Origin of the sequence: Pedobacter sp. (genome assembly GCF_965279535.1) — a bacterium.
GTDB lineage: Bacteria > Bacteroidota > Bacteroidia > Sphingobacteriales > Sphingobacteriaceae > Pedobacter.
The window spans coordinates 5,323,107-5,337,328 of record NZ_OZ257244.1 but is presented as its reverse complement, the minus strand read 5'-3'; the positions used below and the strand labels follow the sequence as shown (position 1 = coordinate 5,337,328).

At 41.5% G+C, this 14,222-nt stretch carries 9 protein-coding genes; 6 read left to right on the top strand and 3 right to left on the bottom strand.

Annotated elements, in window-relative coordinates; all coding sequences use genetic code 11:
• Window positions 1–9: 9 nt before the first annotated feature.
• The 4 genes from ACQY77_RS22075 to ACQY77_RS22060 all read left to right on the top strand — a co-directional run bounded on the left by ACQY77_RS22075 (window position 10) and on the right by ACQY77_RS22060 (window position 4,654).
• A complete protein-coding gene (locus ACQY77_RS22075) occupies window positions 10–1,479 on the top strand; it encodes a RagB/SusD family nutrient uptake outer membrane protein (RefSeq protein ID WP_421940154.1) in 1,470 nt (489 codons plus the stop codon).
• 5 nt (window positions 1,480–1,484) lie between these two features.
• Window positions 1,485–2,153, top strand: a complete 669-nt coding sequence (locus tag ACQY77_RS22070) for a hypothetical protein (RefSeq protein WP_421940155.1) — start codon at window positions 1,485–1,487, stop codon at window positions 2,151–2,153.
• Between the two features lie 24 nt (window positions 2,154–2,177).
• Entirely contained in the window at window positions 2,178–3,131 is a 954-nt protein-coding gene (locus tag ACQY77_RS22065; protein WP_421940156.1) for a hypothetical protein, read from the top strand.
• Between the two features lie 131 nt (window positions 3,132–3,262).
• Window positions 3,263–4,654, top strand: a complete 1,392-nt coding sequence (locus ACQY77_RS22060) for a DUF6055 domain-containing protein (protein WP_428430151.1) — start codon at window positions 3,263–3,265, stop codon at window positions 4,652–4,654.
• Between the two features lie 55 nt (window positions 4,655–4,709).
• Here the strand turns inward: ACQY77_RS22060 and ACQY77_RS22055 are convergent, their stop codons facing one another.
• Together ACQY77_RS22055 and ACQY77_RS22050 are read right to left on the bottom strand one after the other, a co-directional pair.
• Entirely contained in the window at window positions 4,710–6,482 is a 1,773-nt protein-coding gene (locus ACQY77_RS22055) for an aminopeptidase P family protein (protein ID WP_421940157.1), read from the bottom strand.
• Window positions 6,483–6,488: 6 nt separating this feature from the next.
• Entirely contained in the window at window positions 6,489–7,886 is a 1,398-nt protein-coding gene (locus tag ACQY77_RS22050; protein ID WP_421940158.1) for an aminopeptidase P family protein, read from the bottom strand.
• A 163-nt stretch (window positions 7,887–8,049) separates the two neighbouring features.
• On the opposite strand from ACQY77_RS22050, the gene ACQY77_RS22045 reads away from it, so the two are divergent.
• Entirely contained in the window at window positions 8,050–9,477 is a 1,428-nt protein-coding gene (locus ACQY77_RS22045; protein WP_421940159.1) for a POT family MFS transporter, read from the top strand.
• A 36-nt stretch (window positions 9,478–9,513) separates the two neighbouring features.
• Window positions 9,514–10,434, top strand: a complete 921-nt coding sequence (locus ACQY77_RS22040) for a glycoside hydrolase (RefSeq protein ID WP_421940160.1) — start codon at window positions 9,514–9,516, stop codon at window positions 10,432–10,434.
• A gap of 238 nt (window positions 10,435–10,672) precedes the next feature.
• On the opposite strand, the gene ACQY77_RS22035 is transcribed toward ACQY77_RS22040, so the two are convergent.
• Window positions 10,673–14,215, bottom strand: coding sequence for a family 43 glycosylhydrolase (locus ACQY77_RS22035; RefSeq protein WP_421940161.1), 3,543 nt, complete (start codon window positions 14,213–14,215; stop codon window positions 10,673–10,675).
• Between the last annotated feature and the right edge of the window lie 7 nt (window positions 14,216–14,222).

Sequence of the window (14,222 nt, the reverse complement as noted above, 5' to 3'; positions counted from 1 at the left end):
CCAACTAAAATGAAAAAACTTACAATATATATATGCTGTGTAATCGGTATAGGCATGGCCAGCTCGTGTAAAAAGTTTTTAGATGAGAAACCCATCAGCGTGTCTACCGATCTAACTTTCTGGAAAAACGAAAGTGACGCTGATAAGGCTGTAGCAGCGGGCTACGCTTTACTGAGAAAAACATTGAATAAGGCCGATGGACTTGCTTTTTACGCCTACGGCGATTTACCTACGGATGAATTCGCATCGGCAAATGAATACAGATTTGACAATGTACTCCGAATGGAATGGGCAATTTCCGTAGCTTCTGCGGAAACCTGGGACAGGATGATGCAGATGAGAAGATACGACACCTTTTATAGTGCAATAGATCAGACAAATCGTTGTATTAAATTTATACCCACCATTGCCGATGATAAATTCTCATCTCCAACGGCGAAAAACAACCTGTTAGGAGAAGCGTACTTCTTAAGGGCCTTCAACTATTTCTATATGACCAGAATTTGGGGTGATATTCCCTTGGTAAAAGAAACAGGGGCTATAACAGAGGCGGTAGATCTGCCACGCAGCAAAGCTGCAGATGTAATTGCGCAATGCCTAAGTGATTTAAACAATGCCATCAATCTATTGAACTGGGATTACGCCAACTCAGGAAACAGGGCAGTAAGGGCCAATAAAGGGGCTGCTTATGCACTCTTAGCACATTTATATGCCTGGCAGGGCGATTATCAAAACTGCAATACCACTATTGATAAAATAATTGATCAAAACTTTTATCAATATGTAAACAGAGATAATTACCTCAGCATATATAAAGGCAAATCTACAGAAGGTATCTTTGAAATTGCACAAAGTGATGAAAATGAGGGCAGTGCCGGAGGAATATCCAATTACACACTTAAAAGTCCTTATCTCAGCACCCGTACGGATAATTCTATATTCCCGCTTAATCAAAATACATTAAACACGCTTTTTAGTAACAGCGATGATAAACGGTTTAAAACTGCCTTTGCATTAACCAATTCTACAGATCCGCTCTGTATTAAGTATTCGAACATTACTTATGTTAATGGCCAGAACGTGATTACTCCGGTAGCACATAACAACATCATCATTTTTAGGTTGGCCGACATTAAACTCCTGAAAGCAGAAGCGCTCGCGGCTTTAGGTCAATTCGACCAGTCCCGCACTGTACTTAATGAAGTGCGCTCCATTTCTGGTTTAGGTGTTTGGGTTGGAACCAATGCTAATTTATTTGAGGGCATTATAGATGAACGTGGAAGGGAGCTTTTCCTGGAAGGGCACCGTTTCTATGATCTGGTAAGGCTTGGTAAAAAAACCGGAATCATGAAGTTTGGCGCAGAAAAAATGACGAAAGCTGATTTCGATGCCGGCAAATATTACTGGCCGTTAGACCCTGCATTAATGAACATTAACAAAAAATTGACCCAAACTCCGTTCTGGAGCTCTAAGTTATAGGAACCATGAAAAATAAACTATTGTATTTAATAATATGTAGTCTGGGGCTCGCATATTTTACAAGCTGCAAAAAAAGTAACTATTTATCCGATGGCGGTTTAAGCGAAGCTAAAAGCCCGTTAACCACTTATGAATATTTGAAGCAGCATAAGTATCACTTGTTCGACACGTTGATCATGGTTATCGATCATTATAACCTGAAAGATGAGGTAAATGGCTCGGCGACTTTCTTTGCCCCGACCAACTATTCTATCAACAAATACATCAAATTAAAAAGGGATTCGGTTAGACTCATTAACGAGAATAACACCTATACCCTAACCGATATGTACAAAGATATCAAAGCTGATTCATTGCGCATTTACCTCGCTAAATCGCGGATTGAAGTAAATTCGGCACCCTTACAACCCAGCCTTGTAGCTAACGCAGCAAATACCCAAACGGCTTTTCAAAGAATTCTGCAACCAAAACCCGGCGAATCATGGTCATCCAGCCCAATTTACTACCTGTATTACATTAAAGTTAGAGGAGGTTTGGATCCACCAAACTCAAGCGCACAGCCTAATGATCCCAATATTGATTTGAGGGCGCAATGCCAGACAACCGGAATAGAACCTTCTTCTGGCGGCATGCTACATGTGTTAAGTAATACCCATACATTCATCAGGTTCTGATAAAGAACCTCAACAGAAACAATCATGAAAAAAATATTTATCATTTCATCCCTATCTGTTCTTGCTTTAGTGGGCATTTTATTGGGTTGCAAAAAAGTAAGTAAAGGCTTTATTAGCGATTACATGTACTATACACCAAATCCGCTTATTGCTACCCAGGGAAACGTTGTTAATTCAAAGGCGATAGAATTAGATGGCACCACAGGCCCGGTAAAGGTAAAACTCCTGGCGGTTAGAAACATGGATACCGGACAGCCGGCACCTGAAATGCTCAAAGAGTTTACCATCAAACAGTTTCTTGGTCAAATTACCAGTGCTGATTCAACCGTAGCGCTGGTGAACAAAAAGATAGTACTCAAACCCGCTCTTCCATTAGAGGTGAGCGAAATCGGCGGAAGAATATCCCTATCACAGGCAACAGCCAATGTGCCCACCGGAAATTATGTTATTGATGTACAAGTGTCGAACATTAAAGGCACGCGCGATATACCAAATGCCTGCAGGATCCAATTGCTGCCAAAGGCAAACTTTGCACTTGACGCCGGCCCATTTTTTACTACCTCCGATCCTGATACAGAAACTGGATTTAGTGCACAATCGCCTTTGCCGGTAACCATTACTTATGACAATAAAGGCCCCAATAAAATCAGGTTTGTGTTCCTGGATAAGAACGGTGCAACATTTGATCCTGCTGCTGGCCAGGTGATAACCAGAGGAGACAGAGGTAATTTTTCGCAAATGAACCCGTATTTCCCTTTAGTAAGAACCACCACGGCACTTGAATGGGAGTTTATTGATTTGCCTAACGGATTCCCCATAAAGGATGGTAATAACGGAACCGGAAACTATTACCGAATTCCGGCCAGGTTTACAGTGGAGAACAGAAATGCCAACCCCGTTTTCTTCGGCTTCAAGGCCTTGTCTGCCGGAAGCTATACCGTAACTATACAAATTCCTGCAATCACGAAAAAACCCTAGTTAGGTTGGTTAATAATGAAACCCAGGTCGGACATACCCGATGCTGGGTTTTCTTTTATATATAAATTACTCCCTTTTAATACGAAATCAATATGCGCTATTCTACCTGCTTTAATCGGCACCAATCTGACATTAAATCCAAATCATGTTTCAACTCCGCCCATAACATCGCTCTGGGGTTACTTTTTCTCGTTTTCTTATGTAAAACTGTAAAAGGTCAAGACAATGAAAAAGTTTCATATAGTAGCAAGACACAAAAACAACTTTATATTCCCGCTAAGGTATGGATGGTACCTGAAGGAAACGATTTTAACAACGATGAGCATGAATACAGTTACAAGCGAATGGTTGAATCCAGCAATCTGGCCATTTTTTGGTCGAAAGAATTCGGAGCTGACCTTTCCAAAAACCCCGATCCTGCACTCCGTTTAGACATGAACCAGGTTTTGAGGGAATGTAACCGCTTTTACAATTTTTATGTAGATACACTGGGTTTTGTAAACAAAGGGAAATCGGTTACCGACCGCTATAAACTGCTGATATTTGTATTTAAGGGAAAGGAAAACACAGCCTTTGGTGGAGGCGAAGAAAACAAAATCGGAATTGCATGGACTCCCCTCGCCCGTATCAGCAAAGCCCCTTTTGGTGCACTGGCACATGAAATAGGGCATTCGTTTCAGTACCTGGCCAATGCCGATGGTGCCTGGGCTTTTACATCAGCCGCTAAAGGAAGCAGAGGGCAGGCCATATTCGAAATGACCGCTCAGTTTATGCTCTGGCATGTTTACCCCGATTGGATGACTTTTGAGAACTACCACCTGGCAGCCTACCTCAAGAAAACACATTATGCTTTTTTGCATGAAACGAATCAATATCATTCACCATATGTACTGGAATACTGGTCTGAAAAACACGGAATTAAGTTTATTGGAAAATTATGGCAGGAAGCAGTAAAAGGCGAAGATGCTGTAATGGCATACAAGCGCATTACCCAAACAGATCAGAAAAAATTCAACGATGAGATGCACCAGGCGGCAGCTAAATTCATCACCTGGGATTTAGATCAGGCAGCCAAAGCCACAAAATCATATGCCAACCAGCATCAAACAGCTCTCGATTCGTTAAAAGATGGCTGGTATCAGATATTACCTGGTAATTGCCCTCAGAATTATGGCTATAATGGAATAAAACTCAAGGTACCAAATGCAGGTACAAATATTAAAGTCGATTTCCGGGGAATAGCCGGTACAGCGGGTTTCAGAAAAATTAACTTAAGCTATGCCGGCTGGCGCTACAGTTTCCTGGCAGTTAAAAAAGACGGGCAGCGTATTTACGGGAAAATTCACGCCAATGCCAAAGGTGTTGCGAAGTTTACTGTTCCTGAAGAAACAGCGTATTTATGGCTCATAGTGAGTGGTGCACCAACAACACATTGGGAACACATTACCGATGGAAAAGATGAAAATGACGAGCAATGGCCTTACCAGATCAGGTTAAGCGGTACCTCGTTGGCTAAAGAATAGCAGATAGAAATAAACAAGCCGGGATCACATTAATCCCGGCTTGTTTCTGTTCTGACTAAATGGCTTTACATTTTTCTGAAAGCCAGGCACTTTCGGCTTCGTTTAAAAATGGTTTTAACTTTTCGTAAACCATCTGATTATAAGAATTAAGCCAATCAATCTGCGCAGGCAATAGCAAGTTACTTAATACAATAGAGGTATCAATGTAAGCTAAGGTTAGGGTTTCAAACCCCAGGAATTCTCCAAATTCAGTTGTGGATGAAGCAACAGTAAGCACCAGATTCTCCGTTCGGACACCATGTTTACCCGGCCGGTAAATTCCGGGTTCTATCGAGGTGATCATCCCCTTATCAACAGCAACTGCTGCATTGGATGGGCCAATGTTTTGAGGCCCCTCGTGTACATTCAGGTAGTAACCTACCCCATGCCCTGTTCCATGCCCGTAATTGATGCCTTGTTGCCAGAGTTGCTGGCGAACGATACCATCAATTTGATATCCCCTGGTTCCCTTTGGAAACTTTGCCGCTGAACCAAATATCATCGCTGATAGCACCAGTGTATAATCCTTTTTTTCTTCCTCGGTTGTTGGGCCTAACGGAACTGTGCGGGTAACATCTGTTGTGCCGTAAAAATAATGCCCTCCGGAATCAAGGAGGAATAATCCCTCAGGTTGAAGCTCCAAATCGCTATCCACATTAGGCGTATAATGAGGAAGTGCAGCATGTGGCCCGTAACCTGCAATAGAGGCAAAACTAAGTCCCGCAAATTTTTCAGCACCTTCACGATAAGCCTTAATTTTTTGAGATGCTGATATTTCAGTAATCTTAGTTTTTCCGATGTTCTCTTCAAGCCATTTGAAGAAACGTGTCAAGGCTACTCCATCCTGAATCATCGAATAGTGTGTGTTTTCAATTTCCTTGCTGTTTTTAATCGATTTTAAAAATACAAGCGGCGTAGTTTGTCTGATCACATTAACGGTTGACGGAAGTAAAGTGATGAACTCGTAACAACTGCGCTTTTCATCGAATAATACAGATGCCTGCCCTAATTGTACAATATCTGACTTAATATCATTGTAGGGTTTGATTTTAATGCCGCGTTCTCCCATTAATACTAAGTCTTCAGCATTTAATTTGTTCTCATCGATATACAGGGTTACCACGCTGAGGCTAATCAGCGCATAACAAAGTACCACGGGATTATAGCTTACATCCTTTCCCCTGATATTGAAAAGCCAGGCCAGATCGTCTAAACTTGAAACAATGTGAACATCCGCTCTTGTCTTGCTGATTTCAGCTCTCAAATCAGACAATTTACTTTCGAAACGCTGTCCGCAATCGGCTTCAGGTAGCAGAAAAGCCTGGTCTGCGGGTAATTCTGGTCTGTCTTCCCAGATATCATCAAGCAAATCCAGATTCTTAATATCCATTCGTTTCGGCGCTAACGATGCTTTAATTTCTTCACCCAGTGCCATCGACATCAGCTGATAATCAAAACCTACCTGTGCTCCATCCGGCAGTTTTCCATAAAGCCAGGAAATGTATTCAGGTGTATGCTGAACCTGTAACTTTACCAATTCATATCCGCTATCCTTCAGTTGCTCATTAGCTTGTTCAAAGTATCGGAAATCAGCCCACAAGCCTGCAAAATCAGCAGTAATCACCAATGTTCCGGCCGATCCGGTAAATCCGGAAGCGAAGTGAATACATTTAAAGCGATCAGGTACATACTCACTCATGTGAGGATCAGAGGAGGGAATGATATAGGCAGCAATATTTTTTTCGATCATCCTGGCCCGAATGGCCTTTAATTTATCCTGGTAAGTCATATCAATTTAATAAGCACTATTTCTAATTTCCTCAACCTCATCAATCGCAATAGCCAATGGTTTTCCCAATAACTGATAACCATCAGCAGTCATGGCATAGTTATTTTCTAATCTTATTCCACTAAAATCTTTAAATTTTTCGACAGCAGCGTAATTAATAAATGAATCGAACCTTTTTTCAGATTTCCATAAATCAATCAGTTCCGGGATCATGTAAATACCGGGTTCAACGGTAAGCACAAACCCAGGCTCCAGTTCACGACCCAACCGCAAAGATTTTAAACCAAACAGGGAAGTTTCCTTTTTCAGTATTTCATCATACCCCACATATTCTTCACCTAAATCTTCCATATCATGTACATCAAGTCCCATCATGTGGCCGGTACCACATTGAAAGAAGAGTGCATGTGCACCTGCTGCTACAGCCTCGTCCATATCTCCTTTCATTAATCCCATTGCTTTCATTCCTTCTGCAAGCGTTTTACAAGCTGCAAAGTGCACATCGATAAATCGCTTACCTGGTGTGAGTACAGTTTCCGCATTTTCTAAAGCCGTCTTAACAATGGAATAAACTTCACGTTGTCTGCTATCAAATTTTTTCCCAACCGGAAAAGTTCTGGTTAAATCTCCACAATAGCCAAGGGCTGTTTCCATGCCCGAATCATTTAATACCAACTGCCCTTCTTTCATGGTATTTCCATGAAAATGATTGTGTAAAATTTCACCATGTATGGTTAAAATAATGGGATAAGCAATATTCCCACCTGTTCTAAGTGCCTCGCCATGAATCAATGCCGCTACTTCTTCTTCTTTCATGCCAGGTTTGGTTTTTCGCATGGCAAGCAAATGCATATCTATGCTGTGGTTAACAGCTTTTTCAATTTCTGTAATTTCTAATGCCGATTTTACCGATCGTTGCGAAACCACTGCTTTAATAAATGAAATGGAAGCTGATTGCTTTAAATTACCAATCTCCATATTCAAAAGCTCCCTCAGCTTAATTTTATTTTCAGGACGGTATGGAGGGAGGAAATGAATTATTCGTTTCTGCTGTTGGGCAGCAATGAGGTAACTGCTGAGTTGATTCTGTGGATTTACCTTTTGAATGCCCACTAAACGAGCCTTATCCTGAAGGGTTTGCTGCCTGCCCATCCAAACAATTTCATCTATGCTCATCTCATTACCGAAGATGATTTCCTGGTTTTCATCAATATCGATAACAGCGGCCAAACCCGGGTGTGCAATTCCAAAATAATATAGAAAGGTACTGTCCTGACGAAAGCTATAGGTGTTATCGGTATAATTCATCGGACTTTCTTCGTTCCCCAAAAATAGAAGTACACCAGATTTTAATTTCCGGGCCAGGGCTGCCCTTCTTTCAACATAAACATTTGTATGGAACATCTGCTTTATTTTATAGTGATATGAATAACAATTAAACCAAAAGTAGTAAAAGAGATAAAAAATGTAGTCTGTTTTAGTTCATATTGCCAAACTGGATAAGATATTGCATTATAGGGTGAAAATCAGTAAAGAATGATCAGGCGAATTAATCCAACTTTATAAAATGGAGAAAACAGCTGCAAAATCTAATGGTTATCCCAGAAGCATTGGATATATAATTGCCAATGAGGGGGCAGAACGGTTCAGCTTTTATGGGATGAGGTCTATCCTGGCTACTTTTCTGGTATTTCATTTCTTTAACCCCACTTTAAATCCTGCTTTGCAGGTTACTGCAGAAGCTAAAGCAAACGAAACGACGCATTTTTTTGTATCTCTCGCTTATGCACTACCCTTTGTTGGAGGCTTAATGGCCGATTGGTTCTTTGGCAAATACAAGGTTATTCTGTATGTATCATTAGTTTACTGCTTTGGCCATTTGTGCCTGGCACTATTTGATCACGATCTGGAAAAGTTTAAATACGGTTTGATTTTAATAGCCATTGGTGCAGGCGGGATTAAATCTTGTGTTTCTGCCAACCTTGGAGATCAGTTTACCACCCACAATAAACACCTTGTATCTAAAGTTTATGGCTGGTTTTATTTCAGCATAAACGCAGGCTCCGTATTGTCTACCATTTTGATTCCACTTATTTATGACCGCTATGGTGCGAAATGGGCCTTCGGTATACCAGGCATATTGATGGCATTGGCTACGATTATATTTTTTCTGGGTAGAAAAACATATGTGAACGTTCCACCTTCCGGTGTAAACAAGAATAACTTTGTTTTCATTTCGATTTATGCACTGTTTAATTTCCGGGCTAAACAAAAGAATCAATCTCTGCTTGATGTGGCTAAACGAAAGTTCGATCATCAGAAGGTGGAAGATGTTAAAACAGTGTACAATGTTTTGGCTGTGTTTGCATTTATTCCCATTTTTTGGGCACTTTGGGATCAAAACTTATCCGAATGGGTATTACAGGCCACCAAAATGGATCGCCACATTCTGGGGATTAACCTGTTACCCGAGCAAATTCAAACGGTTAATCCGTTCTTCTTACTGGTTTTTATTCCCATATTTAACTATTGGCTTTATCCATTTTTAGATAAACGCGGGATAAAAACAACCCCGCTGAGAAGAATAGGTGCCGGCCTGGTGTTGCTCGCGCTTTCATTTGTGGTTATCGCCTTGCTTCAATCGCGAATTGATGCAGGTGGCCAACCCAGCATCTGGTGGCAAATATTAGCTTATGCTATTTTAGCCGCTGCAGAAGTGCTGGTTTCCATTACGGGTTTGGAATATGCTTACACACAGGCCAGCAAATCGATGAAAAGTACCATGATTGCAATCTGGCTGCTTACCACCGCACTCGGCAATTTATTTACGGCCCTGGTAAACAGAAGCATTTCTAATGGAGGCTTCTTTGCTCAATTTAAAGGTGCAGATTATTACTGGTTCTTTATCGGCTTACTGTGTTTCTTTATCATATTATACCTCCTGGTTTCTCCAAAAATAAAAGTAAGGGAAATGGTTTTAGGGGTGTCAAATTAATACATTGCATGGCGTTCACAACAAAACATAAATCATATGTCCAGAGGTAAAAATAATCTTCGCTACACCACGTTAACAATTGCCACTATTTTAGCTGCAGGCCAGCTGAAGGCTCAGGATCAGCCAGCGGTAAAACCCTTGGTTTCCAGCTTCGAGCAACTCGCTATCAGTAGGCCACCCGATTCGCTGAATTATCCAAAATTCTATGAAAAATATACGGATGCCTTCGGTATTCCCGTTGTTTCTTCGGCAAAAGTTTCTAATGTAGCTTTACTGGTTGCCCGTGATGTAATCAATTACATGCTACTCAAACGCCCGGATATACGTAAAGCGATGATTGGCATGAAAGCCCGGTTATCCATTATGGCCTGGTCTGAAATGCAAACTGATCTCCCGGAATATAGCGACTGGAAAAAACCTGCAATCACCGATAAAAGATTAACACCAACAGAGCGGGAGAATTACAATAAACCCGGCGGTATCGCCAGTATGACCGATAAAGGCTATTGGAACGAACGTGCCCGCGGAATGGGTGGCATTCAAACCTCAGCTGCAGAAGAAAATATTCTGGGATTTCCCGGAACCAAATATTTCGGCGAAAACATACTGGTACACGAATGGAGCCACAATGTCATGTCTGCGCTAAGGGTCGCTGATCCGGATCTATACAAACAAATTCAGGTGGCATATGATGCAGCTAAACAAAAAGGACTTTATAAAGGACAATATGCAATCAATACCGTTGCAGAATATTGGGCAGAGGGCAGTCAATGGTGGTTTTGGTCTAACTTTGAATTTATGGATGGAAAAACCAGACTTCAAACACCTGACGATTTAAAGGCCTACGACCCAGCGTTATACAACATTCTTGCACAGGTTTATCCGGGTCATCACATCCCTGGCGACGTATATTATGGAAAGAACATTCCGATTGGAAAAGCTACAGTAAAGCATTGAGGACGTTTAATTCAGGATATTGATCCTCAGAAAGACTCGAATGTTAATGTTTTAAGTTGTTAATCTTAAGAAATTTATATTCATCGCAGGTAGATTTTTTTACCTGCAAAAATGGGGATGGCAAAAATTGTGCAGGACAGGTATAATAAATAAGCAGGGTTACCTTTTCCTATATTTTGTTCCCTGACGTAACTGATAAAATTGAGGGTACCTTATTGTTATTTTTAAGTTTGTACCCTCAATTCCCTCGTTTCTGTATAATCCTAAAATCACTAAAAGCTGCATAGCCAGAAATATCGCCATAAGTAGCATGATAAACCCCAACCTGTAAAGCCTCGTTCTCTAAATCGTTTCGTTTAACGGGGCTACCAGGAAGATTTTTCCATTCCTTTCCATCATGGCTTGCGCGCATAAAAAATGTATTTCCTATACGCTGAATCTGCAAATAAGGGTAAAAATTCCATCCGAATAGATTGTTGGTTTGTTTCCGATCTCTTGCACTCAGGTCGGTTACAATATTTCCAACACCCCAGCCAGGCATAACCCCATTTTGGATAAGTTTTCTTCCCTTCTGGCCTATCTTAACCATTAAACCTGCCTCATTTGCCCCATAAGCCTTTTTTTGAGCCAGCCCCAGCATATCTGCGAGTTTTACTTCAGCTACGAAATCGCCCTGGATATTATGATAGGCGAAAGGCCCGGTACGTTCCGATCCATCCCAAAGGGTGTTGTGTGAAACCATTTTCAATACGCCCGATTGTTGTATGACCGTATCCGCCGTCCCCATAAAACCATCCCAGGAACTTCCTGATGAAGCATCTTTTGTCGCGGGGATGGATTGAGCAGATCCACTCTGCTTCTTAATCGCAAATAGAGCTGTATCTGTGCTAACACCCACAGGTAAAGAAGCTTCAGTAACATTTCCAAAGTTATCCCTAATTTTAAGCGAGTAATTATAATTGTTTTGTGCCGTTACGGTAAAATCGGTGTAATCGGATGAACGCAACCATTTTGACTGTGCTTTATCCTGATCACGTTTAAAAAGGAATTCCAGATCAGTGCCTGGCAAAGCCGGTCGATTGGCTTGCATATAAACCATATTGGGTGTTACGGCCATTGGTTTTAATGCGAAGGATGCGCTTATCCTACCCACGCTTAATGTTTGTCTCCAAAAATTATATTCCTCCAAGCAATCTGCATTTGAAAAGCCAAAATTATATATACTTACCGATGATATTGCAGTTGTAGAACGGATTCCATCTGCTACCTTAGCGATTAGCGTACGCTGATCTTTCTGGTTATTTGGGATCAGCGCAGTGCCTGTTAACTTACCGTCTATATGCACTTGTAATTTCCCCTGATAATAGCTGCAGATAATCTGTTGCCATTTTCCGGTCCCAACCATCCGGACAGCTTTATTTCCATGCCCAAAAAAGAAATCTGTTTTTGCACCTGCGGTAGATAAAAGCGACAAAACTGCAGTAAAAGGTTTTGAAAAGTTAAGTTGCTTAACCATTTTATCGCCCAATAACAGTTTATTACCGTCGGCCAATACAACCGCTATTTTGCCGCTAACATCAGTTACCTCCAGGTTAGCTTCAGCCGTTAGTTTATCTAAAACAGCTCCATGATTGGGCCAATTTACCTTTTCGCCATCATCCAGGCTTTTGGCATCTGCATAAACCAAAAGGTTATTGTTTATGCCTTTAGTATAACCTGACTGAATTTGCTCTTCCGTTAATGGTTCATCGTAAATTTTTAAAGCAGCCAGTGCACCCGAGAATCCTGCTGTTCCATCCTCGTTCCCCCCCAAAAGAAAATTCCTGAGGTTGTTTACAAAAAGCATTCTTCGTTCTGCCCGGTCTAATTTCCCATCGACATAAATGCGCTCCATTGTTCCATCAAATACCATGGTGATCTGATGCCATTCATTTGCCTTTGGTAAATGCTTGTAACCTAAATCTGCCCAGCCCAGATGCGTGGCCGCGCCAGCACCTTTTGCCGAACCATAACCCACTGCGGCATTGCTTAGGTTTACACCTCCCCTGCCTGTCCAGGAAACTATGGTTTCTTCCTTATCAATCTCCGGATTGAACACCCACATGCTGACACTGTAACTGCTGTTACCCAGCATTGATGCTGGCGCAGGTTTCGATGATGATAAACGCTCCCTGCCAGAAAACACCAAAGCTTTTTTCCCTTTGATCATGGATATAATGGGCTTATCTGCCCCCTTTGCATCAAATAGGCCACCCAGCTTTCCTTTATTCGAAACTTGCGAAACCACAGCGCCAATTCTAAAGCTATCCAACTGCAAATCCACTAACAATCCCTTTGATTCGAATCGCTGTAATGATTCCCATGTTTTAACTTTAGTGTTCATTACAGGCTTATATTCAGCATTATCATAAACCTTAATGTTCCAAATGGCCTTATTTAAACCTGCATATTCTGTACCCAGAATAGTGGTCTTCAGGTATCTGGTTTTCACATGTCCAAAATCAATCATCGGGCTTCCATGCCGGGTATTTTTACTCCTGTCGGCAAATAGTTTCCAGGTTTTGCCATCAAGCGAATATTCGATTTTGTATTGATAATACCAGGTGGCATACTCAAACTGGGTGTGTACACTTTTAACATCATATATACTACCTAAATCAACGCTTAGCCATGATGAACCTACATTATTTTTCGCTTTCCATAAGGTACCGTTGTTATCATCAAGAGCATATTCTGCCTTAAAATCCTGATCATAAGATGAAGAAGCCACAGCCATTTTACCCAGGGCCAAATTGGTATGTGGGTTAACATTTTTAGCCAGATACCCTATTCCTTTATGGGTAGGTACCAGCTTCAGTATATTTCCTTTTTCATCAAACACCATTTTATCTGCGGCTACCTGCCTGTGGTAACCACCATCATTGTGCGGATTATTATGCCGGTGGTAAATCAGGTAAAAATCATCACCCTCCTGTAAAACAGATTGATGCCCGGGCCCGTGTACCGTTCCATCAGAACTGGTTGCAAGAATGGGATTTTCTGATGCATATTTAAAAGGCCCCATCGGATTGGTAGCCGTTGCGTATTGTACGCGGTAAGTTCCATCTTCGCAATAACCAGATGAGTAGGTGAGGTAATAGATACCCTTTCTTTTGAAAACGAATGGCGCCTCAAAAAAATCTTTAGCATCTGTATTGGGGATCTGTGCCAATTTCGAAAATGACTTCATATCGGCATTTAATAAACCCACACCACATCCATGATTGGGATAAATTCCCCACGTGCCCCAATACATGTAATATTGGCCATCATCATCTTTAAAAGTTTGTCCATCAAGGGTAATCACATTGGGTACCATAAAATTAGATACGATGGGTTTTCCCGGAGCTAACAAAGAAGTCCATGGACCAACAGGGCTGGCTGAAGAGGCACCAAAGATCTCTACCGGTTGGCAGTAGTAGAGATAATATTTTCCATCGGGCCCCTGAGTAGCATCGGGTGCCCAATAATGATGGGTAGTTGGCCAGTTCATATCCTGCATGGCCCAGTTTACAAAATCTTTTGAAGTCCAAACCTGAGCCGGACCAAAGCCTCCGCCGTTGCCATCAGTAGTTGCATAAATGTAATAGGTATCGCCAAACTTTTTCACCGTTGGATCAGCAAAATAACCTGGAATAAGTGGATTGCCTTGTTCCTTACTCAGGTTAGACTGTGCTTTCGCAGTTTCCAAAACACAGCCGGAAAGGAAAAAAACGAACAGGTATACGTAAATATTTCTCATAGTTAAG